We start from the raw sequence: 23,475 nt of genomic DNA, 5'->3' as shown, positions 1-23,475 counted from the left end.
GGTTCTCACTCCCTCGGAAATGTCTGTTTCCGTTGCAGTGAGGCAATCACAGCTGAGCCGGCAAGTCCATTATCCTTGTCTCCTATGCCAGCGGCGCCTGCGCTTGCATGGGCGGGGTTTTGCAACCGCCGGTTTTTGCTATGGTAAGCGCGTTCGGCGACGGTCGGTGGGGAACGATTCGCCTTTCTGCAGATCGTATATGGAGGGCACTATGCTCAAGGAATTCCAGGAGTTCATTGCCAAGGGCAACGTGATGGACCTCGCCGTCGGTGTGATCATCGGTGGTGCTTTTGGCCTTATCGTCTCCTCGCTGGTCGGGGATATCATCATGCCGATCGTCGGCGCGGTGTTCGGCGGTTTCGATTTCTCCAACTACTTCCTGCCGCTGTCGTCTTCGGTGACGGCCGTTTCGCTTGAGGAAGCCAAGAAGCAGGGTGCAGTGTTCGCCTATGGCAACTTCTTCACCGTGGTCATCAACTTCCTGATCCTCGCCTGGATCATCTTCCTGATGGTCAAGGGCGTGAATACGATGCGCAAGCGCCTGGAGAAGCAGAAGGCAGCCGAGCCGGCTGGTCCTCCACCCGCCGATGTCGTGCTGCTGACCGAAATCCGCGACCTGCTCGCCAAGAAATAGCCTGCAGAAGCTGGCATCGCGAAAACCCCCGGCTGGCTGGACCATCGGGGGTTTTTTCGTTCGCGCCGGCACGATAGGACTAGCCCCGAGCAGCAATTCAAGCCTGGGGTGACCATGAGCCTTCTCGACGCCGTTCGCATTGAGGCCCGTAGCGCGCCGATGAGCGGCATCGAGGCGGTGGCCAATTATGGCCGTGATCGCGCCGGGCTCATCCCGATGTGGTCGGGCGAAAGCGACATGCCGACGCCGGCCTTCATCAGCGATGCAGCGGCGCGCGGGCTTGCCAATGGCGAGACCTTCTACACCTGGCAGGCCGGCATTCCGGAACTGCGCCAGGCGATCGCACGCTATTACCAGCGCCATTTCGGCAAGAGCTTCGGCGCCAACGAGTTCATCGTCACCGTCGGTGGCATGCAGGCGATCACCATGGCGCTGCAGATGACGGCGGGCGCCGGCGACGAGGCCATTTATCTGGCGCCAGCCTGGCCGAACTTCGCCGGCGCGGCCGGCGTTGCCGGCGTCAAGCCGGTGCCGGTACTGCTCGACATGACCGACAATGGCTGGAGCTCAGACGTCGAGAAGATCACTGCCGCCATTACGCCGCGCACCAGGGCGATCTTCGTCAACTCGCCGTCTAACCCGACCGGCTGGACCGCCGACCGCGATACGCTGCAGGCGATCCTCGACCTTGCGCGCCAGAAGAACCTCTGGATCATCGCTGATGAGATCTATGCGCTGTTCCACTATCAAGGCCGCCGCTCGGCGTCCTTCATGGACATCATGGATGCTGAAGACAGAATCCTGTTCGTCAACACCTTCTCCAAGAACTGGGCGATGACCGGCTGGCGCGTCGGCTGGCTGAAGACGCATCCGTCGCTTAGCCGCACCTTCGAGAATCTGGTGCAATATTCGAGCTCGGGCGTCGCGCAGTTCATGCAGCGCGGCGGCATTGCTGCCCTCGACCAGGGCGATGCCTTTATTGCCGAGCAGGTGGAGCGCGCGCACAAGGCGCGCGACATCGTCTGCAGGATCCTGGGCGAGACCGGCAAGGTGCGTTTCAGTGTGCCGCCGGGCGCCTTCTATCTGTTCTTTGCCGTCGATGGCATGAAGGATGCGGAGGCTGCCGCCTTCGACATCGTCGACAAGGTTGCCGTCGGTGTTGCGCCTGGCACCGCGTTCTGCGCCGGCGGCGAGGGGTTCCTGCGCCTGTGCTTCCACCGCCGCCTCGACCAGGTCGAAGAGGCGTCGCACAGGCTGGCCAGGTGGATCAGGGAGCAATAGCCCGGCGAACGAATCCAAGGTTCCATGCTGAAAGGCCCGGGACCTGACCGGTTCCGGGCCTTTCGAATGAGATGGGCTGAGATCAGCCGCCCGATTGCGGCACCAGCAGCGAGACGATGCGTTCGCTCTTGGGAACTTCGGTGTGGCCCTCGGTGCGATAGGGGATGCCCAGCGCATTCCAGGTCTCGACCAGCGCTTCCCTGAGTTCGGCGATCAATGCATCGCTGTGGAACGGCGTCGGCGTCACGCGCAGGCGCTCGGTGCCGCGCGGCACCGTAGGGTAGTTGATCGGCTGGATGTAGATGCCGTGGACGCCGAGCAGGCGGTCGCTGGCCATCTTGCACAGTTCGGGGTCGCCGACCAGGATCGGTACGATATGCGTTGCCGACTCCATGACAGGCAGGCCGGCGTCCGCCAGCACCTGTTTGGTGTGCGTCGCCTGGCGTTGCTGGGCATCGCGCTCGGCCTGCGAGTTCTTGAGGTGCCGGATCGACGCTGTTGCCGCCGCCGCTATCGATGGCGGCAAGGCGGTGGTGAAGATGAAGCCTGGAGCATAGGAGCGTACGGCGTCGATGACGCTGCGCGTGCCGGTGATGTAGCCGCCGAGCGTGCCGAAAGCCTTTGCCAGCGTGCCCTCGATGATGTCGATGCGGTCGGCGAGGCCCTCGCGCTCGGTAATGCCGCCGCCACGGCCGCCATACATGCCAACCGCGTGGACCTCGTCGATATAGGTCATGGCATTGTATTTCTCGGCGAGGTCGGCGATCTCGGAGATCGGGGCGATGTCGCCGTCCATCGAGTAGACGCTCTCGAACACGATCAGCTTGGCGCGCTCGCGGCCGGCGGCCTGAAGCAGGCTTTCGAGATGGGCGACGTCGTTGTGACGGAACACCTTCTTCTCGGCGCCGGAGCGACGCACGCCCTCGATCATCGAGGCGTGGTTGAGTTCGTCGGAGAGGATCAGGCAGTTCGGCAGCAGCCGGGCGATTGTCGAGATCGCGGCTTCATTGGAGACGAAGCCGGAGGTGAAAACGAGGCCAGCCTCCTTGCCATGCAGGTCGGCGAGCTCATGCTCGAGCTCGACCAGCGGATGGTTGTTGCCGGAGATGTTGCGGGTGCCGCCGGCACCGGTGCCCATGTTGCCTGCTGCCTGCTGCATGGCCGACACCACGTCGGGGTGCTGGCCCATGCCGAGATAGTCGTTCGAGCACCAGACGGTGATTTCTTCGGCCTTGCCGTTGGCGCGCCAGATGGCACGTGGAAACTTGCCGACGATGCGCTCGAGATCGGCGAACACGCGATAACGGCGCTCGGCGTGAACCTGGTCGATCGCTTCTTCGAAAAACCGCTGGTAGTTCATATGGACGTCCCAATTTTTCAACCGTGAGCATAATCAACGGTCGGTTCGGCGTCCATCGACCGTTTCTGGTCAAAATGCCACGCCCTCGACGTCCCAAACGACTACGGAACGCCCCAAAATCCCTTGACGTGGATCAAATTCCACTGCGACCGAATGGTCAACGTGATCTGGTTGCGAAAGTCCTATCTCGCATTCGCCGGTATTGTCGGGCTACACAGGGCGCGACGGAATGCGATGCGGAGTTTGTTGTCATGGCAGTATTGGTGACGGGCGGTGCCGGCTACATCGGCAGCCACATGGTCTGGGAACTGCTCGATGCCGGCGATAAGGTCGTCGTGCTTGATCGGCTGTCCACCGGCTTCGATTGGGCGGTGGCGCCCGAGGCGACACTGGTCAGGGGCGACGTCGCAGACAAGGACCTCGTCGGCCAGCTGATCCGCGAACATGGCGTCGACGCCATCATCCATTTTGCAGGCTCCATCGTCGTGCCGGAATCGGTTTCCGATCCGCTCGGCTATTACGAGAACAACACCTGCAAGACGCGGAGCCTGATCGAGACGGCGGTGCGCGAAAGGGTGAAGCACTTCATCTTCTCCTCGACCGCTGCCGTCTATGGCGCCGCCGGCATGGAGCCGGTGGTCGAGGACGCACGGCTCGCGCCGGAATCGCCTTATGGCCTGTCCAAGCTGATGAGCGAATGGATGCTGCGCGATGCGTCGGCAGCCCACCCACTGACCTATACGGCACTGCGTTATTTCAACGTCGCCGGCGCCGATCCCAAGGGCCGTACCGGCCAATCGACCAAGGGTGCGACACATCTGATCAAGGTCGCCTGCGAGACCGCGCTTGGCAAGCGCGGCTCGATGCAGGTCTTCGGCGAAGACTATGCGACGCCTGACGGCACCTGCGTGCGCGACTACATCCATGTTTCCGACCTCGTCGCCGCGCACCGCCTGGCGCTCGCGCGCCTGCGCGCCGGTGGCGGCAACCTCGTCGCCAATTGCGGCTATGGCCACGGCTATTCGGTGCTCGAAGTGATCGACAGCGTGCGTCGGGTCCATGGCGCTGACTTCGACGTCGAGATGACCGCCCGTCGGCCGGGCGACGCGGCCTCCGTCGTTGCCAATTCGGATCTGGCGCGCGGCGAGCTCGGCTGGGCGCCCAGGCACGACGATCTCGACGGGATCGTCGGTGACGCGCTCAACTGGGAAAAGCTGCTCAGCCGCAAGAACTCTTCCGTTATATAAGCTGCAGGTGGTGGATATCCGCCACCCCGTCTCGATAATTGCAACGCCAGGCGTTATGGGTGGCAAAGGGGCCTGACCCCGCACGGTGAAGGGTTCCCGCCAGAGCCTGGTGCATAGGCTGATCTTTGGCATCGCCGATGCGCAAGAAAGAGTTGGAGCGTCCTTTCCGCGTGCCAGGGGCACTGCGCGACGCTTCAAGGGGTGGCAGCATGAAGATATTGGTTCTCGGCGCGGGTGTGGTCGGAACGGCGGCAGCCTATTACCTGGCGCGCGACGGCCATGAGGTCACCGTCGTCGAACGCCACCCGGCGGCGGCACGCGGAACGAGCTATTCCAATGCCGGCCTGGTCTCGCCGGGCGACGCCACCGCCTGGGCCTCGCCGGCGGCGCTGAAGACCTTCATTCGCTCGCTTTACACCTCCGATCTGGGCATCAAGGTCAGGCTCAGGCTCGACCCCTATTTCTATGCCTGGAGCCTGCGCTTCCTGCGCCAGTGCACGACGGCGCGGCTGCGCGCCAACAGCGAGGTCAAGCTCAGGTTGGCGCTCTATTCGCGCCAGTGCATCAACGAGATCTCCGACGAAGCCGGCATCGGCTATGACGATCGGCGCAAGGGCATCCTCTATTTCTTCCGCTCGCAGAAGAGCCTCGACGAGGGCAGCGAGAACTATCGCTTCCTCGCAAAACACGGCCTGCCGATCGAGATCGTCGACCGCAATCGCATGGTCGAGCTAGAGCCTGGCCTGGCGGCTGCCAAGGATGGCATATCAGGCGGCGTCTATTCGCCTTTGGACCAGACCGGCGATTCCCGCATGTTCGTCGAGAAACTCGCCGCCAATGCCAGGGAGCGGCTGGGTGTGACGTTCAAGTTCGATACCACTGTCGAGGGGTTGGTTGTCGAGGGCGATCGCGTCTGCGGGGTGAAGACGCAAGCCGGCGTGTTGGCCGCGGATGCAGTGGTCATCGCCATGGGGCCAGAGAGTGGATTGCTTGGTCGCCGCCACGGCATCGATCTGCCGGTCTATCCGGTCAAGGGCTACACTGCGACCGTGCCGCTCGAGGCTCCCGAAAAGGGGCCGACGATGGGTGGCGCCGACGAGGACAACCTGATCGCCTATTCAAGGCTTGGCAACCGACTGCGCCTCGCCGCGACAGCGGAGTTCGCGGGCTTCGACCGCAGCTACAAGCCGAGCGATTTCGCCCGCCTGTTCAAGGCAGGCCAGGAGCTTTTCCCAGGCGCCTTCAATCCACGCAAGGCTGAAGTCTGGGCCGGCCTGAGACCAATGATGCCGGGTTCGGTGCCGGTCATCGGCCCGGCCCGCTACAAGGGGCTTTATCTCGATACCGGCCACGGCCATGTCGGCTGGACCATGGCCTGCGGCTCCGGCAAGTTCCTTGCCGACCTGGTGGCCGGCCGCAAGCCTGACATCGATCCACAGGGGCTGGTCTACGGGGGCTAAGTCGTGTCTGGACCACAAGTCGCCATCGATCTCGGCCGCATCGAGCGCAATGCGCGGGCAGTCGTCGAACGCGCCTCTCTTTCCGGCATCAAGGTATTCGGTGTCACCAAGGGCAGCTGCGGCATGCCGCAAGTGGCGCGCGCCATGCTGCGCGGTGGTGTTTCGGGGCTCGCCGAGTCGCGTTTCGAAAACATTCGCCGGCTGCGTGAAAGCGGCATCGGCTGCCCGGTCATGCTGTTGCGCAGCCCGCCGATCTCGCGCGTCGAGGAGGTGGTGCGTACCGTCGACATCAGCCTGCAGTCGGAGCTGGAGATCATCCGGGAGATCTCGCGCATCGCCCAGCGCATCGGCCGCGTCCATGACATCATGCTGATGGTCGACCTCGGCGACCTGCGCGAGGGCATCTGGCCGAACGACCTTCTGCCGACTGTCGAGCGTGTGCTCGAATTGCCCGGCGTGCGCATCGCGGGCCTGGGCACCAACCTGACCTGCTTCGGCGCCATCATGCCGACGGAAGAGAACCTCAATCAGCTCGTCGCCTATGCCTACAAGGTCGAGCGGCTTGCCGGCATCAGCCTCGACTGGGTGTCGGGCGGCAATTCGTCGTCGCTGCCGCTGCTTCTGGACAACAAGCTGCCTGCCGGCATCAACAATCTGCGCATCGGCGAGGCGATCCTGCAGGGCGGTTACGAAACCTTCCGGGAGGAGCCGTGGCGGGAGCTGGAGTTCAACGCCTTCCGGCTCACCGGCGACCTGATCGAGGTCAAGGTCAAGCCGTCGCTGCCGATCGGTGAATCCGGCTACGACGCCTTCGGCAACCAGCCGGTATTCGTCGACGAGGGCGACCGGCTGCGCGGCATCGCCAATATCGGCCGCGAAGACACGATGATCGAGGGGCTGGTGCCGATCAATCCGGGCGTGCGGGTGCTGGGTGCGTCGAGCGACCATCTCGTGCTCGACATCACCGAGGCCGAACCGCCACTCGTCGTGGGCGACCGTGTCAGCTTCCACATGAACTATGGCGCGTTGCTGACGGCGATGACCTCGGAATATGTCGAGAAGGCGCCGATGCATGACATTGCCGATTTCACCGGCCGGCGCATGGTCTCGATCGTTGCCGACGGTGCTGCCGGGTCGCTGCTGGCGAGGCAGTCGGCCGGCACGCGGCTCGAGCAGATGCAGTTCGACGTCATTGAGATCGCCGATGCCGAGCATCCGCCGGCCGGCCTCGTCAGGCTGCATGCCGGCGCAGACAGGCATACGGCGTTGAGAGCACTTTCGGACGCTGCCGAGGCAACGCATTCCCTGGGGCTGATCTGGATCGATTCCATTGCCGCGCTGATGCCGGAGAGTGAGGGGGGCGACGAAGCGCCCGAACGATCGGTGCTGGCGCGGGTGCTCGGCCTCGACCACAAGCCTGGTGCGCTGCAGCCGCAGCTCTCGCCCGAAAATGTCGTGCTTGTCGGCCTGCGCGAGGCCGATCCGGCAGAAGTGCGCATCCTCAAGGATTCGCGCGTCACCGCCTTCACCATGGCGGAGGTCGACGGCTCGGGCATGCGCGAGGTGATGCGCGAGGCGATCCGCATCGCCTCGTCCGGCACTGTCGGTTTTCATGTCAGCTATTCGCCATCGGCCACCGAAATTCCTGGCTGGGTAATCGGCTCCGGCGGCATGACGGTGCGCGAGACGCATCAGGCGATGGAGGCGATTGCACTTTCCGGTGGCATGCTGTCGATGGACGTCTCGGGATTGGGCGCTGAAACGGAGCCGCGTGTCGTCGCCGAAGCGGTCAACTTCGTCATGTCCGCCTTTGGCAAGAGGATACTCTGATCAGCGCCGCCGCGCGCTCTGCCTGGTTTCGTAGAAATACTGCAGGGCGATAATCACGGCTGCGATGACGAGGTAGAATACCGACACCAACAGCAGCACCTCAATGGCCTTGTAGGTCTCGGAGATGATGACGGTCGAGGCCGCCGTCAGCTCATCGATGGCGACGAGGCTGGCGAGCGAACTGCCCTTGACCATCTGGATGGCGTTGGAAAACAGCGACGGTGCGGCCAGCCTGTAGGCCTGCGGGATCATCACCTTCCAGTAGGTCGCGAACGGCCTGAGGCCAAGCGCTTTGGCGGCGTCGATCTGGCCAGAGGGGATACTCTCGAAGCCGGAACGCAGGAATTCGAGATTGTAGGCGGTCGAGGCGAAGATGAGGCCGATCAGCGCCGACGGCACGGGTTCGAGATAGATGCCGAGCCGGGGGAGGCCGTAATAGAGCGCAAACAGCAGCGCCAGGACCGGCGCTGCGCGGGCAAAGAAGCTGTAGCCGACGATGACGCGGCGAAACGCACCCTTGGGCCGCTGCATGTAGATGGCCAGCGGCAGCGCCAAAAGGTTTGACACGATGATGACGACCGCCGAGATGAACAGCGTCATCACCAGCCCGTCGAACAGCATCTGCTGGTAGGTCGGATCGAGCAGGATTTTCATCGCGCCACCGCCTGTCTCGGCTTGCCCTCGTTGAAGACGAGCAGCGGCGTGACGATGAGGATGTAGAGGCCGACGGCGAGCGTCAGGAAGGTGAAGGGCGCGTTGGTGGCGGCGATGCCCTGTTTGGTGACGTAGAGGATCTCGCTGACCGACACGGCGGAGGCGATGGACATCCGCTTGACCGTGCCGATGGCGTAGGTGATCCAGCCCTTGCGTGCCAAAGGCAGGACCTGCGGGACCAGCACGCGCAGGAACACGATCCGCTTGGGCAGGCCGAGCGCGAGCCCCGCCTCATATTGGCCGAAGGGAACCGCCTTCAGCGCGCCTTTGAACACCTGGTAGTCGAAGGCGATGCCGACGAGGGTAAAGGCGATGATGGTCGAGCCGATCGGGCCGAAGTCGATGCCTATCTGCGGCCCGCCGAAGAAGAACAGGAACAGCACCACGAGTTCCGGCACCGAGCGGAAGAAGGCGCTGAATGCCTCGATACCGTTCCGGAGCCAGGATTTTTCGCGGCCGTAGTGGACGAGGGACAACAACAGGCCGAAGATTGCCGACAGGGTGAACACCACTGCCGACAGCCCAATGGTGAGGGCCGCCGCAACCAACAGCCGCGGCAGCCACGCAAGCGCTATGTCCATGTCGCACCGTCCCTCGCGGGCCCCTGCTACTCGGCCTTCGACCAGTCGATGGAGGCGCCGAACCACTTGTCGGCCAGGCCCTGCAGGGTGCCGTCCTTGCGCCAGGTCTCGAACTGGGCGTCGATGGCGTCGGCCAGCGGCTTGTTCTTGTTGCTGACTGCGACGCTCTGGGTGATGGTCGACAGCAGGTCGTCGAGTGTGACAGCGCCGGTCAGCTTGCCCGACTTGGCGAGGTATTTCGGGCCGAGGAAGTCGTGGGCGGCAAAATCGATGCGGCGGTTCTCGAGGTCGAGGAACAGTTCGGTCGCGCCGGGATATTCACGGCTCTTGGTGATGCAATCGGCCGGGAGCTTTTCCTTGGCCACCTTCTGGAAGGCGCCGCCGCGCACCGCACCCATGGTCTTGCCGCAGACATCCTTCCAGCTGGCGATGCCTGTATCGGCCTCACGGCGGGTGATGGCGGCACCATTGACGATGTAGGGTGACAGCAGGAAAAAGTCCTTCGAAGCCAGTCGCTCCGGCGTACGCGTCACGCCAGAGGCGATCAGGTCGAAGCGACCCGCAGTGAGGCCGGGCAAAAGCCCGGCAAAGTCGAGCTTCTCGAATTTGGCTGTAAGGCCGAACTGCTTGGCGACGAGATTGACGACGTCGATGTCGAAGCCTTCAAGTTCGCCCGCGGCATTGGTCATGCTGAAGGGTGGAGCCGAGCCCGAGGTGCCAACGGTGATGGTATCCGGTGCAACCAGGGCGGCCTTGTAGTCCTGTGCACTTGCTGCGCTCACGCCGAAAATCGCAATGAGGGCCAGCAGGGCTGTCCGCGCAATTCCCATGATCACTCCTTTAATGGGCTGCTTGAAAACAGAATGTTTGCGTTATATCGCAAATTGCTAAAGCCACCAAGGACGGTGGACAATTTGGATACAATAGTTTTTGGAGAATCTGTTTCTCAAGAACGGCCGTTCCGAAAGTTCGAGGTTTTGTGAAATGGAGCTGCGCTTCAAGCTCAACTACCTGTATCAAGGGCAGAATTCGCCGTTTCTGCACGCCGTCGACGCCGGCTATTTCGGCGATCACGGCCTCTCCTGCAGCTTCGTTGAGGGCTTCAGCTCGTCGCTGGTAACGCGTGCACTTGTGGGCGGTGAGGCCGACATCGGATACGGCGATGTATCCTCTGTGTTCGAACGTGCGCTGCATACAGGCGAAACCGAGATCTCCTGTCTCGTGCCGATCTACGAGCACACGCCCTGCTGCCTAGGCTACATCTCCGACGGCAAGCCCCTGACCTTGGCCGATATTCCCGGTAGTACCTTGTGCGGACCGAACGGCGACACCTCGGCACGCCTTCTACCGCTGCTGCTCAAGCGCAACGGCTTTGCGCCCGACAGCTACACCTATCTCGGTGTCCAGCCGGAAGAGCGCGACCGGCTGGTGGCGTCCCGCTCGGTGCTGGCGGCGACCTGCTTCGATGCGACGCTGAAGTTTGCCATGGAAATGCGCGGCTATGACGCCAGCGGCCTCGACTTCCTCTATTTCGCCGACAACGGGCTCGACATCTATTCGGGCGCGCTGGTGGCGCTGAACTCGGTGCTGGAGAAGGATCCCGGTCTCACCGGCAAGCTGCAGGCGATCACGCGCCAGGCCTGGCACGATTGCCTGGCCAATCCGCAGCTCGGCGTCGATGCGGTAACCCGGCGTTCGCCCGGCATGGATCCTGAGATCGTCCTGAAACAGCTGACATGGATCCTCGAACGCCAGGTCTTTCCCGATGGCGCACGGCCGATGGAGTTCGATCTCGGCGGCGCCAAGATGGCCGATACGCTCGCATGCGCCACCTACTCCGTTGGCGCCGAGGCCAAGCGTAGCGCAGACGGGCTGGCGACCGAGATCTGTGTGGTTTAGCCGGTCTGGAAGTCGCCCGGCTGCGACGGGGCGATCGGGTTGAACAGCGTCCGGTCGGGCTTGATGTCGATCAGCGGTGTGCCGTCGAGGCAATCCATGCCGCGCACGGCAAGGACGTTGCCGTCCAAGGCGACCAGCTCGACGATCTGGGTGCCGATCGGATTGGGGCGGACGGGCGAGCGCAGCGAGAAGGTGCCGCGCGCGGCACCGTCATTGGACGGGCTCTGGCGCACCAGGTCGCGGCGGGACAGATGCAGCCAGTAGAGCACTTCCAGCCTTGCGAATTGTAATACGCCCTCGAGTGCGTCTGCCCATGGCTCGAAGATCTCGATATGGCAGACCGGACCGTCGGCGCGGCCTTGGCGCGGGGTCAACAGGCGCGAGTCCCAGGGCGTGCGGATGCGGCCGATGAAATAGATCTCGGCATCGTACCCTGAGGGGAGTGCGACGGCGCTTTCGCCGTCGCGGATTTCGCTTTCGCGGACCACGCTCAGTCGACTGCGACCATGACGTCGGAGGCCTTGATGACTGCGTAGGCTTCCTTGCCGACAGCGAGCCTGAGTTCGTCGACAGCCTCGTTGGTGATCGAGGCTGTGACGACGGCGCCACCGATGTCGATGCGGACATGCGATGTTGTCGCGCCCTTGGTCACTTCGACGATCTTGCCTTTGATCTGGTTGCGGGCACTGAGTTTCATGACGTGCTCCTTTCGTTGAGGGTTGGCGTGCAGACATGGCGTCCGGCTTGTTCGAGATAGGCCACTGCAACGCCGACGCCATAGAGAGCTTGCAGCGATTGCGGTGTCAGCACATCTGCAGGCTTGCCGATGGCGGCCAGTGTCCCCGCCTGCATCAGCGCGACGCGGCTGGCGCAGGCAAAGGCATGGCTGGGATCGTGGGTGGAAATGACCACCGCCATGCCGGCAGCAGCCAATGTGGAGATACGGCGCAATACACGGGCCTGGTTGCCGAAGTCGAGGCTGGCCGTCGGCTCGTCCATCACGATCAGTTCGGGCTCATGGGCGAGCGCACGGGCGATCAACGTCATCTGCTTTTCGCCGCCTGAGATGTCGGTGAAGGGGCGGACGGCGAGGTGGCCGATACCGAGGGCTGCCAGTGCTTCCTGGGTGATCGCCCGGTCGGCCATGGTCGGCGAGGCGAAGGTGTCGATGCGGCTGGCGCGGCCCATCAGGACGACGTCGAACACCGAGAACGGGAAGTAGGCGCCGGTCGCCTGCGGCACATAGGCGATGTGGCGTGCGAACTGCGCGCGCGAGAAGGTCGAGATGTCCTTGCCGTTCAGGTCGAGGCTGCCGCCCTGGCGCGGCAACAGTCCAAGCAGGGTCTTGAACAATGTGGTCTTGCCGCAGCCATTGGGTCCGAGCAGGCACAGCACCTCGCCACGGTCGACAGACAGCGTGACGTCCTGGCCGACTGTGACGCGGCCATAGCCGAATGCCAGATCGGTTGCCTGAAGCATCATCGCCAGCCTCGCCGGGTCGTCAAAAGCAGATAGAGGAAGAAGGGCGCGCCTATCGCCGCGGTGAGGATGCCGAGCGGGACCTCGATCGCAGCGATGTTGCGCGCGAGCGTGTCGACGCCGACCATGTAGGCGGCACCTATGAGCATCGAGGCAGGTAGCAGGCGCGAGAAGTCGGGCCCGACGAACATGCGTGCGACATGCGGAACCAGAAGGCCGATCCAGCCGATGATGCCCGAGATTGAAACGGCGGCGGCGGTCATCAACGTTGCGGCGGCGACGATGACGATGCGGATCCAGCGGGTTTCGACGCCGAGCGAACGCGCCTCTTCGTCGTCGAGCGTCATCAGGTTCATGCGCCAGCGCAGCAACACCATCGGTACCAGTGCGATGATAATCGCAGGCAGGATGGAGGCGAGGTCGGCACCGTTGACGCTGGCAAGGCTGCCGAGCAGCCAGAAGGTGATGGCCGGCAACTGGTTGTAGGGATCGGCCAGCACCTTGAGCAGCGACACGCAGGCGCCAAGCAGTGCGCCGATGGCGACGCCCGCCAGCACCAAAACGAGGATCGGGTCACGCTCCCGCACGATAGAACCGATGGCATAGACGAGCGCAACCGCTGCAAGCCCACCAGCGAAGGCGAGGCCCTGGATGGTGAGCACCGACAACGACAGGAAAATGCCGACCACAGCTCCGCAGCTGGCGCCGGCGGAAACGCCGAGGATGTCAGGGGAAACCAGCGGGTTGCGGAACAGGCCCTGATAGACCGCACCCGCCGCCGCGAGCGAGGCGCCAACGAGGAGGCCGGCGCCGACGCGCGGCAGGCGGACGTTCCAGATTACGGTCTCGATCGTCGGCGCAACGCCGCTTTCGCCGCCTGACAGCTTGGCCATGACCACGGCGAAGATGTCGCCTGTCATCACCGGATATTTGCCGGTCAGGATCGCCACCAGGATGATGGCAAAGAGCAGCGCGGCCAGCGCGCCGATGACGACCGGCCCGGCGCGCTGGGTTTTTAGCTGCTGCTGCAAGTGCTCGGCTTCCGCTCGAAGCTCATGTCTTCGGGCCGGTGTCGGCAAGCAGCTTGCCGAGTTGCTCGTCGGTGAGATCGACATGATAGAACAGCTTGTAGAAGTCGCGGGTTTCGACCTTCAGGTCGACTTCGGCCTTGCCGGGGTAGAGTGCGGAGGTGAGCCAGGATACGCCGATGGCGCGGTTGACGCCGGGAGGTGCGTCGAACCAGCCGAAGGGCAGGGCAGGTGCGCGAAACACCCGTCCGTCCTTCACCGCCTTGATGCCGGCCCATGACGGATCCGACAGCACCGATTTCTGGAACTTCGGGCTGAGCGTCAGGATGACGTCGGGGTTCCAGGACAGGATCTGTTCGAGCGAGACATTGGCGAGCGAGCCTTTGCCGGCTGCTTCGGCGACATTGGTTGCGCCGACGGCGGACAGCACCTCCATGTTGATCGACCCGGCGAGGCCCGTCTCCAGCCCGTCTGGGCCGCGGCCGTAATAGACGCGCGGACGCTGGTCGGCCGGCACCTCGGCGACGACCTTGTCGAGCCGCTGCATCGCAGCCTCGGTGAAGGCGGCGAGCTTCTCGGCCTGCTCCTTTTCGCCCAGGAGTTCGCCGATCTCGCGCAGCGACTTCGGCGTGTTGGCGAAGCTGCCGTCGATCAGCACATATGGAATGCCGGTCTGCTCCTGCACCTTGTCGGCGAGCGAAGCGTAGGTTGGGTTGACGGTGCCGACATCGAGGATGATGTCGGGTTTCATCGCCAGCACGGCCTCCATATTGGCGGTATCGCCCTTGCCGGTGAGGCGTCCATGGACGGGCAGGTCGCGGTAAGGCGCTGCGATAAATGCATTCTCGTCGTCCTTGAACTCGCGCACCCAGCCGACCATGCGCTCGGGCGCGACCGAATAGAGCAACACCGAGGCGGGCGGGCCGGCGGCCATGACGCGGGTGATCTTCTCGGGCAGCGCCACCTCGCGGCCCGCGGCGTCGGTAAAGACGCGCTGCTCAGCGGAAGCGAGCGAGGCTGAGGCTACCAGGGCGGTGGCGGCTGCCAGGAATGAAATCAAGAGGTTGCGGCGTCTCATGCTGTCGATCTCGGATTGAACAATGGGTTTGGATATATACATGCCAATATGACCAGCGGCGCATTGTTATGTTTGACCGAATATAACGGTCAAGGGTTTTGTGCGGCTGTGCCAGCCGATTTCAAGGCCTTCGCCTTGACCCGTGGGCGCCGGTCGGAAAGGCTGGTGGTCACAGATTGCGCCGAAACTCCTGGGGGTGCGGCGAGCCAAGGAGAGAAATCCATGTACACCCACGTCCTCATTGCCACCGACGGCTCGGAGCTTGCTCAGAAGGGGCTCGACCATGGCTTGAGCCTGGCCAAGGGTATCGGCGCCAAGGTAACGGTCATGAACGTGACCGAGCCGGCGCCGATCTTCGCCTCCGCCGGCATGTACGGCCCGGTGGCGACCGCCGAGGACATCGTTTCCTACCAGAAGTCAGGCGAGGAATATGGTGCCAAGGTGCTGACCGCCGCCAAAGCCCAGGCCGACGGGCTTGGCGTCAATGCCGATACCGTGCATGTGGAGGAGACGTGGGCGGCAGAGGCGATCAACCAGCTTGCCCAGGAACGAGGCTGCGACCTGATCGTCATGGCCTCGCATGGCCGCCGTGGATTGGGGCGACTGATACTCGGTAGCCAGACCGTCGATGTGTTGACCAATAGCAAGGTGCCGGTGCTGGTCGTCCGCTAAACAATTCGACCGGAAACAAGAAGGCCTCCCTGACCGGCGTCGGCGAGACCCTTCTCGATTGGATGGCGCGGCTCACACGATCTTGCCGCGCGCCGGCACCGGCCAAAGCTCCGGCGCCTTGTCCTTGCCGTAGACATAGACGCCGTCGACCATGTTGGTGACAACGCAGGCGTGGTTGGGCACGATCCGGATGCGCTGGCCGACCGCGAGGTTGATGTCGCTCTCGCAACGCAGGCGGCCGTGCTCTTCCGACAGCTGGTCGATCGAGATGTCGGGGCGGCCGAGCACATGGCCGTGGCCGACGAGGCCGAGCAGGTCGGATGTCAGCGTCTTCGAGCCGGCGTCGATGATGGCGCGGTTGGGGGCAGGCACCGAGACGACGGTTGCGAGCACCGTGAGTGCGCAGTCGTCCCAACTGGTGACGCCGCGGGCGACGAGCGAACGATCGTTGTAGACATATGTGCCGGGGCGGAATTCGGTGGCGATCGGCGCCAGATGCGCCTTCATCATGTCGGGTGTGCCGCCCGAAGTGATAGCAGGAACGGCAATGCCCCTGGCTTCGATCAGTGCCTTGGCCTCGGTCATGAAGGCCTGCACGCCCGCAGCGCCGCCGACGGGCGGATAGGTCATCAGGCCAGCGAAATGCAGGCCTGGAACCGCATCGATCCGGGCGGCCAGCACGGCCGCCTCCTCAGGCGTGCCGACGCCGCAGCGGTCGGCGCCGGTGTTGCATTCGACGAAGACATTGAGTGTCACGCCGGCTGCCGCAAAGGCGGCCGAAAGCCCGTCGATCACGGTGGTACTGTCAGCAACCACCGCCAGCTTGATCGTGCGGGCGAGCGCCGCGAGCGCTTGCACCTTGTCGTCGCCAAGGATGTTGTAGGTGATCAGCACGTCGTCCAGCCGCTTGCTGCCGGCGACCATTGCTTCTGCTTCCGAAACCTTCTGGCAGGTGATGCCGACCGCGCCCGCGTCGAGCTGCATTTCGGCGATGGCCGGCAGCTTGTGCGTCTTGATGTGCGGGCGGACCTTGAGGCCGTGTCTGTCGGCATAGGCCTGGAAACGTTCGATGTTCCGCTTTGCCACATCGATATCCACCAACACGGCGGGAGTCTGGATCCTGTCGAACATGGCCTTGCCTTCCAATCATGCGGACACCGCGGACCTTGCCTGTGCCGCGCTTGACAAACAATGCCGCGCGGAGCTTTATACGTCAATCCGATATTGAGGACACATGTCCAAAATAGCGGACATTGAATTGGGAAAATTGTTTTGGGAGGAACGGCGAAATGAAGATCGCACTTTCCGCGGCCGTCGCCGCGCTCGCGCTGATGGCGGCAATGCCTGCCGGCGCACAGGAAAAGCAGAGCAGGCTCGATGAGGTTCTGGCGCGTGGCCATTTGGTCATGGGCACCGGCAGCACCAACGCACCCTGGCACTTCAAGAGTGCCGACGACAAGCTCCAGGGCTTCGACGTCGACATGGGTCGCATCGTCGCCAAGGCGCTGTTCGGGGATCCCGACAAGATCGAATACGTCAACCAGTCGTCGGATGCCCGCATCCCCAACATCACCACCGACAAGGTCGACCTGACCTGCCAGTTCATGACGGTGACGGGCGAACGCGCCCAGCAGATCGCCTTCACCATTCCCTACTACCGCGAGGGCGTCGGCCTGATGCTGAAGGGCGACAGCAAATATGCCGACTATGCCGCGCTCAAGGGCGCCGGCTCGGGCGTCACCATCTCGGTGCTGCAGAACGTCTATGCCGAGGCGATGGTGCATGCCGCGCTGCCGGAGGCCAAGGTCGACCAGTATGAATCCGTCGATCTGATCTACCAGGCGCTGGAATCGGGCCGCGCCGATGCGGTTGCCACCGACCAGTCTTCGCTGGCCTGGTACATGAAGCAGAACCCAGACCGCTACAAGGATGCCGGCTACGGCTGGAATCCTCAGACCTATGCCTGCGGCGTCAAGCGCGGCGACCAGGACTGGCTGAACTTCGTCAACACCGCGCTGCATGAAGCGATGACCGGCGTCGAGTTCGACTTCTATGCCAATTCCTACAAGACGTGGTTCGGCAAGGAGCTCGCTCCGCCGCAGATCGGCTTCCCGGTCGAGTACAAGTAGGCTCGCCAATAGTGGCGCGGCCCCCTGGCACATGCGGCCGCGCCAACACTTCTGACCGGAACCTGACGGCACCATGGGTTACACGCTCAATTTCTCGGCGGTCTGGCGCAGTTTCGACCAGTTGCTCTGGGGCCTCGGGCTGAGCCTGGCGCTCGCCTTCGTGGCGATCGCCATCGGCTGCGTGCTCGGGCTCATCACCGCCTTCGGCCTGTTGTCGAATCAGGGGGCATTGCGCCACCCTGCGCGCATCTACGTCACCATCATCCGCAACACACCGATCCTGGTGCTGGTGCTGTTCACCTTCTTCGCGCTGCCGCAGCTTGGCATCCGGCTCGGCAAGATCGAAAGCTTCGTCGCGACGCTGGCGCTCTACTCCGGCGCCTATCTCGCCGAAGTGTTTCGTGGCGGCCTGCTCGCCGTGCCCAATGGTCTGAAGGAGGCCGGCCTCGCCATCGGCTTGACGCAGTCGCAGATCCGCAGCTCGATCGTCATGCCGCTGATGCTGCGCAACGTGTTGCCATCGCTGTCGAGCACGCTGATCTCGCTGTTCAAGGACACCTCGCTGGCAGCGGCGATAGCCGTGCCGGAGCTGACCTTCGAGGCGCGCAAGATCAACGTCGAGACCTTCCGTGTCATCGAGACCTGGATCGTCGCCAGCTGTCTCTATGTCGCTACCTGCTCGGTGCTCGCAGCCCTGCTGCGCAGGCTTGAGCGGCGCATGTCCATTCCCCGGTGAACGCCATGGAACTCGTGACATTCTTCGAAACGCTGTGGCTGGCCCGCATCCCGATCCTCAAGGGCATCGGCGTCACCGTCTCCATCTCGGTCCTGGCGATCCTCGTCGGCACCATCTTGGGCATCGGCGTCGGGCTTGCGCTCACCTATGGCAACAGGCCGCTGCGCTGGCTGGTGCGCGGCTACACCGATTTCATCCGCGGCACCCCGGTGCTGGTGCTGGTTCTGGCGAGCTACTATGTGCTCGGCACCATCGGCATCGACCTCGGCCCGTTCCAGGCCGGCGTGCTGGCGCTTGCGGTATTCTGTTCGTCGCATGTCGGCGAGATCGTGCGCGGCGCGCTGCAGTCGATCCCCAGGGGTCAGACCGAGGCGGCCAAGGCGATCGGCCTGACCTTCCCGCAGACCTTCGCCTATGTGCTCGGGCCGCAGGCGCTGCGCCAAGTGCTGCCGGCCTGGGTCAATACCGCCGCCGAGATGGTCAAGGCCTCGACGCTGCTGTCCATCATCGGTGTGGCCGAGCTTTTGCTCAGGACGCAGGAGCTGATCTCGCGCACCTTCATGAGCCTCGAATTCTATTTCTTCGCAGGCTTCCTCTATTTCGTCGTCAACTACGGCATCGAGCGTTTCGGCCGCTACGTTGAACGCAAAACCTCGATCCCCTCGTGAGGCCGCAAGAATGACCGGCAACCTTCTCGAAATCCGCGACCTGCACAAGCGCTACGGCGAAGTCGAAGTGCTCAAGGGCGTCGACTGCACCATGGCCCAGGGTGACGTCATCTCGATCATCGGCTCGTCCGGCTCGGGCAAGACGACGATGCTCCGCTGCATCAATATGCTGGAAGAATTCCAGGGCGGCTCGATCCGCATCGACGGCGAAGAGATCGGCTATGACACCGCAGGCGGCACGCGTCGGCGCAAGAAGGAAAAGGAAATCGCCCGCCAGCGCGCGATGACCGGCATGGCCTTCCAGCAGTTCAACCTGTTCCCGCATATGAGCGCGGCCGAAAACGTCATGCTCGGCTTGGTCAAGGTCAAGAAGATGTCTCGCGAGGAGGCGCGCAGCGTTGCCGAGAAGTGGCTCGACCGTGTCGGCCTCGCCGAGCGCCGCGACCGTTTCCCCGGCCAGCTCTCCGGCGGCCAGCAGCAGCGCGTCGCGATCGCGCGTGCCATCGCCATGAACCCCAAGCTGATGTTGTTCGACGAGGTCACCTCGGCGCTCGACCCCGAACTGGTCAACGAGGTGCTGCAGGTCATCAAGGATCTCGCCCGCGACGGCATGAGCATGCTGCTCGTCACCCACGAAATGCGCTTCGCCTATGAGGTGTCGTCACGGGTCATCTTCATGAACCAGGGCCGCATCGGCGAGGAAGGCAATCCGCGCGAGATGTTCCTGAAGCCACAGACCGAGCGACTGGCCGAGTTCCTCAAGACCTCAACCTTCAACTAGCATTCGGAGAATAGACATGACGATCAAGCGCTATGGCACCGGCCAGACGGGGGCGGGCAAGCAGGCACTGCCCTTCGCCCGCGCCGTCGAGGCCAATGGCTGGCTCTACGTTTCCGGCCAGGTCGCCATGGAGAATGGCGAGATCGTCGGTGGCGGCATCATCGCCGAGACGCGCAAGACGATGGAAAACGTCATCGCCATCCTGGAAGAAGCCGGCTATGGGCTGGAGCACATCGTGCGTGTCGGCGTCTGGCTCGACGACCCCCGTGACTTCTGGTCGTTCAACGGCGTCTATGCCGAGTACTTCGGCGACCATCCGCCGGCGCGTGCTTGCGTGCAGTCGAGTATGATGGTCGATTGCAAAGTCGAAATCGACTGCGTCGCCTACAAGGCGCCGTGATGGCATGAAGTTTTGCCGGCGATCTGCCGGGAGAGGCGGCACATGGACGACGTATCCGACGACATGACCAGCAGGCGGGCGCGCGGTCTCGACCGCGCCTTCGAGATCATGAACTTCTTGCGCCTCAAGCGCACGCCGCTGCGCCCAAACGAAATCGCGTCGGGCATCGGCGCACCACGTTCGTCCGTCTATGAACTGGTCAATCTTCTGATGCGTCAGGGCGTGCTCGAATATCGGGGTGAGGACGGCCGCGTCTTCCTCGGCCGCAAGCTCTATTTCTTGGGCATGGCCTATGCCGAGCAGTTCGACCTGATGCGCGAATGCGACAAGCTGCTGACGCACATCGCCGAGGAGACGCGCGAGACGGCGCAGATGTGTTTGCTCGAGGGCAACAAGTACACCGTCGCCCAGATGAAGGAAGGGCTGCGCCCGTTCCGCATCTCGTCGAATGTCGGCGATCCCGTCTCCATCGCCTGGACGGCGTCGGGACGGCTGCTGGTAGCCCATATGAGCGACCAGGAAATCCTCGACTTCATCCCGAAGGAGGATTTCCAGCTGCCCAATGGCCAGTGGCTCGATCCGGCACAATTCATCGCGGAGGTGCGCGAGGCATCACGGGTGGGCTACTACACCTTCAATAGCGCCGTTGAGAACTTCACCCACTGCTTCGCCGTGCCGGTCTACCAGGCCGACAACATCTGTATCGCAACGCTCTGCCTCGTGGCGCCGCGCGAGGATGGGCTCAAGAACCACGCCAGCTATCTCAAGACGCTGCTCGATGCGGCAGCCGACCTGTCGAACCGCCTCGGCCATGTCGCCGACGAGCACGCGCCGGGTGCTGCCCGCGCCGTCGGGCGGCGCTAAGCGGCGCAACATACAACATTCTGGATACCCTTCATGGCCGGACGCGCACTCCTGATCGGCGAATGCATGGTCGAACTTCGCCAGGCGGGGGACGGCCTGATGCGCAAGGGCTTTGCCGGCGACACCTTCAACACCGCCTATTATCTCAGGAGTTTCCTTCCAGAGGCCTGGCCGGTCGACTATTTCTCCGCCGTCGGCATCGACACGATTTCGGACGAGATGCTGGCCTTCATTGAAGGCACTAAGGTCGGAACCGGCTTCATCCGCCGTTTGCCGGAGCGCACGCCCGGCCTCTACATGATCCACTTGAGGGAAGGCGAGCGCAGCTTTTCCTACTGGCGCTCGGTTTCGGCGGCACGGCTGCTTGCCGATGATGCTGCCGCTTTGCGCGCTGCCATCGACGCCTCGGAGATGGTCTTCTTCTCCGGCATCACGCTGGCGATCCTGGCGCCGGGGGCGCTCGCAACACTTCTGGGTGAACTCAGCCGCGCCAAGGCAGACGGCAAGTTGGTGGCCTTCGACCCGAACATTCGGCCACGTCTGTGGGACGACGCCGAAAGGATGCGTCGCGCCATATCGGATGGTGCCACGGTTTCCTGCATGGTGATGCCGAGCTTCGAGGATGAAGCAACGCATTTCGGCGACGCTTCGGTCGACGCGACGATCGCGCGTTACACTGGCCTCGGTGTGCGCAAGCTCGTCGTCAAGGACGGCGCGGCTGGTATCACCCTGAGCTTCGACGGAGATCGAGCCTTCGTGCCTGCCACGCGGGCGGAAAAAGTCCTGGACACGACTGGCGCCGGCGACAGCTTCAACGGCGCCTTCCTCGCCAAATACCTCACGACCGGCGACCATGGCGCGGCAGCAAGCTTGGCCGCCGACGTGGCGGCCGCCGTCATCGGCCATCACGGCGCGCTTGTCGACCGGGCCGAACTCGGCGTGCCGGCCGCGTAATCAGCCTGGATGCGACGATCCCTGACGGCGCTTCCGCCTACTGCGGATGCACCATCTTGGTTGGCTCCTCGAGGAGGGTGAATGGGTAGCCGTCGCATTTCACGTCAGGATTCGTCGGGCTGAACATCCCATTAGGATTGTCCTTGAACAGCCAGGCATGCAGGTCGTAATGGGCGAACTCCTTGGGAATGAGCGGTTCGTGGCCTTCCATCGGCCCCTGGAACGGCTGGCCAAGCACGGTTGGCCGTTCCTTTACGGCGTCCATTGGAACCAGCCACTCGACCGCGACGAGAGTGAGCTTGCCGTCGGTCCCAGGCTCGTAGACCAGCACATTCGGCTTGCTGGGATCTGGCGGCCCCTTCACGGTGAGATTGACGAAGTGGATGCCCATCGCGCCCTTCGGATACTCCATCCGCCCTTCGATCTTTTCGCCGGTGTAGTGAACGCAACCCACCGTCGATAGATAAAGGTCGCGGATAGCGACATAGGGATCCTTATATTTTTCCAGTGCCTGGCGCGCCGCGTCGAGTTCGGCTTTGCTGGGTTCTTCGGCACGGGCGGCATTGATGGTTGGGCTCGCAATCCAGGCGAGAGCCAGGGCGACGATGGCGCCACTGGCGAAACCGGCAGACCTCATGGCAGTTCCTCCACTGATTGTGCGTTGCAGCAAGCAATTGCACGAGGCGGAGTCTCGCGCGCTCCGGTGTCGCTGTAAATCAATCGAATGGGGGGAGGGCCCTAGCCAAATCAGTGAGCCTCTTCCGTCCGGCCGATCTCACCTTGATGCGTTAGCAAGGCTCTAAGGCTGATTGGTTTCCCGTGTCAGCCTGCCTTTTCGTTATGCATCTTGCCTGCAGTTTGATCGCCGGCCCTTGAAAATTGTGTAAAGAAATTTTACCATGGGTGAACTGATCATTTTGAGAGCTTTTCAACGAGGGGCAGCTGCGTGAAAGATGACCGTTTGTCAGCCGTGATGACTGCCGACGGCAAGAAGGCGCCTGCCCCGGTATCGATGAAGGCTCCTCCGGCGCCGCTTCACCAGGATCCGCACGCTGTCCGCGACACGCCGGAAAAGGTGCTGGAAGTGGCGCTTGGGCATGAGGTCCGCGCTTTCCGCAAGAAGCTCGGCATCACCGTCGCCGACCTCGCGGCGATGACCAACATTTCGCTCGGCATGCTGTCAAAGATCGAGAACGGCATCACGTCGCCATCGCTGACCACGCTGCAGGCGTTGTCGCGGGCGCTCGGCGTGCCGCTGACGGCGTTCTTCCGGCGCTTCGAGGAAGAGCGCAGTGCCGTCTTCGTCAAGTCGGGCGAGGGCGTCGATGTCGAGCGCCGCGGCACCCGCGCCGGGCACCAGTACAATCTGCTCGGCCATATCGGCTCGAATACCGCAGGTGTGACCGTCGAACCCTATCTCATCACGCTGTCAGGGGATTCGGACGTGTTTCCGATGTTCCAGCACGAGGGCATGGAGTTCCTCTATATGCTGGAAGGCGAGGTCGTTTACCGGCACGGCAGTAATCTCTATCGCATGACGCCGGGCGACAGCCTGTTCTTCGACGCCGACGCGCCGCATGGCCCGGAAGAGCTGACGCAGCTGCCGATCCGCTATCTCTCCATCATCTCCTACCCGCAAGGATCGAGCGGCGACTAGTTGCGCCCTTGATCGACCTCTGG

The 23,475-nt window shown here is 63.3% G+C and carries 26 protein-coding genes; 15 read left to right on the top strand and 11 right to left on the bottom strand.

Going from position 1 to position 23,475, the window contains the following annotated elements; all coding sequences use genetic code 11:
* Positions 1–211 precede the first annotated feature (211 nt).
* Entirely contained in the window at positions 212–634 is a 423-nt protein-coding gene (gene mscL, locus DY201_RS23565) for a large conductance mechanosensitive channel protein MscL (protein WP_115733322.1), read from the top strand.
* Between the two features lie 114 nt (positions 635–748).
* The gene (locus DY201_RS23560) at positions 749–1,915 is read left to right on the top strand and encodes a pyridoxal phosphate-dependent aminotransferase (RefSeq protein WP_115733321.1); all 1,167 of its coding nucleotides are present in this window, start codon (positions 749–751) and stop codon (positions 1,913–1,915) included.
* A gap of 82 nt (positions 1,916–1,997) precedes the next feature.
* On the opposite strand, the gene hemA is transcribed toward DY201_RS23560, so the two are convergent.
* Positions 1,998–3,275, bottom strand: coding sequence for a 5-aminolevulinate synthase (gene hemA, locus DY201_RS23555; protein ID WP_115733320.1), 1,278 nt, complete (start codon positions 3,273–3,275; stop codon positions 1,998–2,000).
* A gap of 251 nt (positions 3,276–3,526) precedes the next feature.
* Between hemA and galE the strand changes: the two genes are divergently transcribed.
* The 3 genes from galE to DY201_RS23540 all read left to right on the top strand — a co-directional run bounded on the left by galE (position 3,527) and on the right by DY201_RS23540 (position 7,812).
* Positions 3,527–4,522, top strand: coding sequence for a UDP-glucose 4-epimerase GalE (gene galE / locus DY201_RS23550; RefSeq protein WP_115733319.1), 996 nt, complete (start codon positions 3,527–3,529; stop codon positions 4,520–4,522).
* A 209-nt stretch (positions 4,523–4,731) separates the two neighbouring features.
* Positions 4,732–5,982: a D-amino acid dehydrogenase gene (locus DY201_RS23545; RefSeq protein WP_115733318.1), complete on the top strand. Its 1,251-nt coding sequence runs from the start codon at positions 4,732–4,734 to the stop codon at positions 5,980–5,982.
* 3 nt (positions 5,983–5,985) lie between these two features.
* Positions 5,986–7,812: an alanine racemase gene (locus DY201_RS23540; protein ID WP_115733317.1), complete on the top strand. Its 1,827-nt coding sequence runs from the start codon at positions 5,986–5,988 to the stop codon at positions 7,810–7,812.
* On the opposite strand, the gene DY201_RS23535 is transcribed toward DY201_RS23540, so the two are convergent.
* The 3 genes from DY201_RS23535 to DY201_RS23525 are packed head-to-tail and all read right to left on the bottom strand — an operon-like array spanning position 7,813 to position 9,937.
* Entirely contained in the window at positions 7,813–8,466 is a 654-nt protein-coding gene (locus DY201_RS23535) for an amino acid ABC transporter permease (protein ID WP_115733316.1), read from the bottom strand. It abuts the gene before it with no gap.
* Positions 8,463–9,107: an ABC transporter permease subunit gene (locus DY201_RS23530; protein ID WP_115733315.1), complete on the bottom strand. Its 645-nt coding sequence runs from the start codon at positions 9,105–9,107 to the stop codon at positions 8,463–8,465. Before DY201_RS23530 ends, DY201_RS23535 begins: the two co-directional genes overlap by 4 nt.
* Positions 9,108–9,133: 26 nt before the next feature.
* On the bottom strand, positions 9,134–9,937 hold the full coding sequence (locus DY201_RS23525; RefSeq protein ID WP_115733314.1) for a substrate-binding periplasmic protein: 804 nt from the start codon (positions 9,935–9,937) through the stop codon (positions 9,134–9,136).
* Between the two features lie 154 nt (positions 9,938–10,091).
* Here DY201_RS23525 and DY201_RS23520 point away from each other — a divergent pair, with 154 nt between their 5' ends.
* Positions 10,092–11,006, top strand: coding sequence for an ABC transporter substrate-binding protein (locus DY201_RS23520; RefSeq protein WP_115733313.1), 915 nt, complete (start codon positions 10,092–10,094; stop codon positions 11,004–11,006).
* On the opposite strand, the gene tsaA is transcribed toward DY201_RS23520, so the two are convergent.
* Genes tsaA through DY201_RS23495 form a run of 5 tightly spaced genes read right to left on the bottom strand, consistent with a single transcriptional unit; the run spans position 11,003 to position 14,591 of the window.
* Positions 11,003–11,494 (bottom strand): tRNA (N6-threonylcarbamoyladenosine(37)-N6)-methyltransferase TrmO, encoded by a 492-nt coding sequence (tsaA, locus tag DY201_RS23515; protein ID WP_115733312.1) that lies wholly within the window; start codon positions 11,492–11,494, stop codon positions 11,003–11,005. The genes DY201_RS23520 and tsaA overlap by 4 nt on opposite strands.
* Positions 11,495–11,496: 2 nt before the next feature.
* Positions 11,497–11,703 (bottom strand): TOBE domain-containing protein, encoded by a 207-nt coding sequence (locus tag DY201_RS23510; RefSeq protein ID WP_115733311.1) that lies wholly within the window; start codon positions 11,701–11,703, stop codon positions 11,497–11,499.
* A complete protein-coding gene (locus tag DY201_RS23505; RefSeq protein WP_115733310.1) occupies positions 11,700–12,488 on the bottom strand; it encodes an ABC transporter ATP-binding protein in 789 nt (262 codons plus the stop codon). The genes DY201_RS23510 and DY201_RS23505 overlap by 4 nt, the downstream gene beginning before the upstream one ends.
* Positions 12,485–13,516, bottom strand: a complete 1,032-nt coding sequence (locus DY201_RS23500; RefSeq protein ID WP_115733309.1) for a FecCD family ABC transporter permease — start codon at positions 13,514–13,516, stop codon at positions 12,485–12,487. The genes DY201_RS23505 and DY201_RS23500 overlap by 4 nt, the downstream gene beginning before the upstream one ends.
* A 22-nt stretch (positions 13,517–13,538) precedes the next feature.
* The gene (locus tag DY201_RS23495) at positions 13,539–14,591 is read right to left on the bottom strand and encodes an iron ABC transporter substrate-binding protein (RefSeq protein ID WP_245432081.1); all 1,053 of its coding nucleotides are present in this window, start codon (positions 14,589–14,591) and stop codon (positions 13,539–13,541) included.
* 222 nt (positions 14,592–14,813) lie between these two features.
* Between DY201_RS23495 and DY201_RS23490 the strand changes: the two genes are divergently transcribed.
* Positions 14,814–15,263: a universal stress protein gene (locus DY201_RS23490; RefSeq protein WP_115733307.1), complete on the top strand. Its 450-nt coding sequence runs from the start codon at positions 14,814–14,816 to the stop codon at positions 15,261–15,263.
* A gap of 72 nt (positions 15,264–15,335) precedes the next feature.
* Here the strand turns inward: DY201_RS23490 and DY201_RS23485 are convergent, their stop codons facing one another.
* Positions 15,336–16,394, bottom strand: coding sequence for a D-TA family PLP-dependent enzyme (locus DY201_RS23485; RefSeq protein ID WP_115733958.1), 1,059 nt, complete (start codon positions 16,392–16,394; stop codon positions 15,336–15,338).
* Between the two features lie 158 nt (positions 16,395–16,552).
* Between DY201_RS23485 and DY201_RS23480 the strand changes: the two genes are divergently transcribed.
* The 7 genes from DY201_RS23480 (at position 16,553) to DY201_RS23450 (ending at position 21,795) form a co-directional block, all read left to right on the top strand.
* Positions 16,553–17,392 carry a transporter substrate-binding protein gene (locus tag DY201_RS23480; RefSeq protein ID WP_115733306.1) on the top strand — a complete coding sequence of 280 codons (840 nt, stop codon included), beginning with the start codon at positions 16,553–16,555 and terminating at the stop codon, positions 17,390–17,392.
* 73 nt (positions 17,393–17,465) lie between these two features.
* Positions 17,466–18,128 (top strand): amino acid ABC transporter permease, encoded by a 663-nt coding sequence (locus DY201_RS23475; RefSeq protein WP_115733305.1) that lies wholly within the window; start codon positions 17,466–17,468, stop codon positions 18,126–18,128.
* A gap of 5 nt (positions 18,129–18,133) precedes the next feature.
* Positions 18,134–18,796 carry an amino acid ABC transporter permease gene (locus DY201_RS23470; RefSeq protein WP_115733304.1) on the top strand — a complete coding sequence of 221 codons (663 nt, stop codon included), beginning with the start codon at positions 18,134–18,136 and terminating at the stop codon, positions 18,794–18,796.
* A gap of 10 nt (positions 18,797–18,806) precedes the next feature.
* Positions 18,807–19,577 (top strand): amino acid ABC transporter ATP-binding protein, encoded by a 771-nt coding sequence (locus DY201_RS23465; RefSeq protein WP_115733303.1) that lies wholly within the window; start codon positions 18,807–18,809, stop codon positions 19,575–19,577.
* Between the two features lie 16 nt (positions 19,578–19,593).
* Positions 19,594–19,977, top strand: coding sequence for a RidA family protein (locus DY201_RS23460; RefSeq protein WP_067965357.1), 384 nt, complete (start codon positions 19,594–19,596; stop codon positions 19,975–19,977).
* Between the two features lie 42 nt (positions 19,978–20,019).
* Positions 20,020–20,841, top strand: a complete 822-nt coding sequence (locus DY201_RS23455) for an IclR family transcriptional regulator (protein WP_115733302.1) — start codon at positions 20,020–20,022, stop codon at positions 20,839–20,841.
* Between the two features lie 33 nt (positions 20,842–20,874).
* Entirely contained in the window at positions 20,875–21,795 is a 921-nt protein-coding gene (locus DY201_RS23450; protein ID WP_115733301.1) for a sugar kinase, read from the top strand.
* A gap of 37 nt (positions 21,796–21,832) precedes the next feature.
* Here the strand turns inward: DY201_RS23450 and DY201_RS23445 are convergent, their stop codons facing one another.
* A complete protein-coding gene (locus DY201_RS23445; protein ID WP_115733300.1) occupies positions 21,833–22,432 on the bottom strand; it encodes a hypothetical protein in 600 nt (199 codons plus the stop codon).
* Between the two features lie 336 nt (positions 22,433–22,768).
* Here DY201_RS23445 and DY201_RS23440 point away from each other — a divergent pair, with 336 nt between their 5' ends.
* Positions 22,769–23,452 carry a helix-turn-helix domain-containing protein gene (locus tag DY201_RS23440; RefSeq protein ID WP_115733299.1) on the top strand — a complete coding sequence of 228 codons (684 nt, stop codon included), beginning with the start codon at positions 22,769–22,771 and terminating at the stop codon, positions 23,450–23,452.
* The last annotated feature ends 23 nt before the right edge of the window (positions 23,453–23,475 follow it).

The sequence above is a fragment of the Aminobacter aminovorans genome, from assembly GCF_900445235.1.
Classification (GTDB): Bacteria; Pseudomonadota; Alphaproteobacteria; order Rhizobiales; family Rhizobiaceae; genus Aminobacter; species Aminobacter aminovorans.
The sequence above is the reverse complement of the archived record's forward strand: the minus strand, read 5'-3'. Positions and strand labels throughout refer to the sequence as shown.

Coding starts and splice junctions, on each gene's coding strand:
- mscL (WP_115733322.1), top strand. CDS start 212: ATGCTCAAGGAATTCCAGGAGTTCATTGCCAAGGGCAACGTGATGGAC.
- DY201_RS23560 (WP_115733321.1), top strand. CDS start 749: ATGAGCCTTCTCGACGCCGTTCGCATTGAGGCCCGTAGCGCGCCGATG.
- hemA (WP_115733320.1), bottom strand. CDS start 3,275: ATGAACTACCAGCGGTTTTTCGAAGAAGCGATCGACCAGGTTCACGCC.
- galE (WP_115733319.1), top strand. CDS start 3,527: ATGGCAGTATTGGTGACGGGCGGTGCCGGCTACATCGGCAGCCACATG.
- DY201_RS23545 (WP_115733318.1), top strand. CDS start 4,732: ATGAAGATATTGGTTCTCGGCGCGGGTGTGGTCGGAACGGCGGCAGCC.
- DY201_RS23535 (WP_115733316.1), bottom strand. CDS start 8,466: ATGAAAATCCTGCTCGATCCGACCTACCAGCAGATGCTGTTCGACGGG.
- DY201_RS23530 (WP_115733315.1), bottom strand. CDS start 9,107: ATGGACATAGCGCTTGCGTGGCTGCCGCGGCTGTTGGTTGCGGCGGCC.
- DY201_RS23525 (WP_115733314.1), bottom strand. CDS start 9,937: ATGGGAATTGCGCGGACAGCCCTGCTGGCCCTCATTGCGATTTTCGGC.
- DY201_RS23520 (WP_115733313.1), top strand. CDS start 10,092: ATGGAGCTGCGCTTCAAGCTCAACTACCTGTATCAAGGGCAGAATTCG.
- DY201_RS23510 (WP_115733311.1), bottom strand. CDS start 11,703: ATGAAACTCAGTGCCCGCAACCAGATCAAAGGCAAGATCGTCGAAGTG.
- DY201_RS23505 (WP_115733310.1), bottom strand. CDS start 12,488: ATGATGCTTCAGGCAACCGATCTGGCATTCGGCTATGGCCGCGTCACA.
- DY201_RS23495 (WP_245432081.1), bottom strand. CDS start 14,591: ATGAGACGCCGCAACCTCTTGATTTCATTCCTGGCAGCCGCCACCGCC.
- DY201_RS23490 (WP_115733307.1), top strand. CDS start 14,814: ATGTACACCCACGTCCTCATTGCCACCGACGGCTCGGAGCTTGCTCAG.
- DY201_RS23485 (WP_115733958.1), bottom strand. CDS start 16,394: ATGTTCGACAGGATCCAGACTCCCGCCGTGTTGGTGGATATCGATGTG.
- DY201_RS23480 (WP_115733306.1), top strand. CDS start 16,553: ATGAAGATCGCACTTTCCGCGGCCGTCGCCGCGCTCGCGCTGATGGCG.
- DY201_RS23475 (WP_115733305.1), top strand. CDS start 17,466: ATGGGTTACACGCTCAATTTCTCGGCGGTCTGGCGCAGTTTCGACCAG.
- DY201_RS23470 (WP_115733304.1), top strand. CDS start 18,134: ATGGAACTCGTGACATTCTTCGAAACGCTGTGGCTGGCCCGCATCCCG.
- DY201_RS23465 (WP_115733303.1), top strand. CDS start 18,807: ATGACCGGCAACCTTCTCGAAATCCGCGACCTGCACAAGCGCTACGGC.
- DY201_RS23460 (WP_067965357.1), top strand. CDS start 19,594: ATGACGATCAAGCGCTATGGCACCGGCCAGACGGGGGCGGGCAAGCAG.
- DY201_RS23455 (WP_115733302.1), top strand. CDS start 20,020: ATGGACGACGTATCCGACGACATGACCAGCAGGCGGGCGCGCGGTCTC.
- DY201_RS23450 (WP_115733301.1), top strand. CDS start 20,875: ATGGCCGGACGCGCACTCCTGATCGGCGAATGCATGGTCGAACTTCGC.
- DY201_RS23445 (WP_115733300.1), bottom strand. CDS start 22,432: ATGAGGTCTGCCGGTTTCGCCAGTGGCGCCATCGTCGCCCTGGCTCTC.
- DY201_RS23440 (WP_115733299.1), top strand. CDS start 22,769: ATGACTGCCGACGGCAAGAAGGCGCCTGCCCCGGTATCGATGAAGGCT.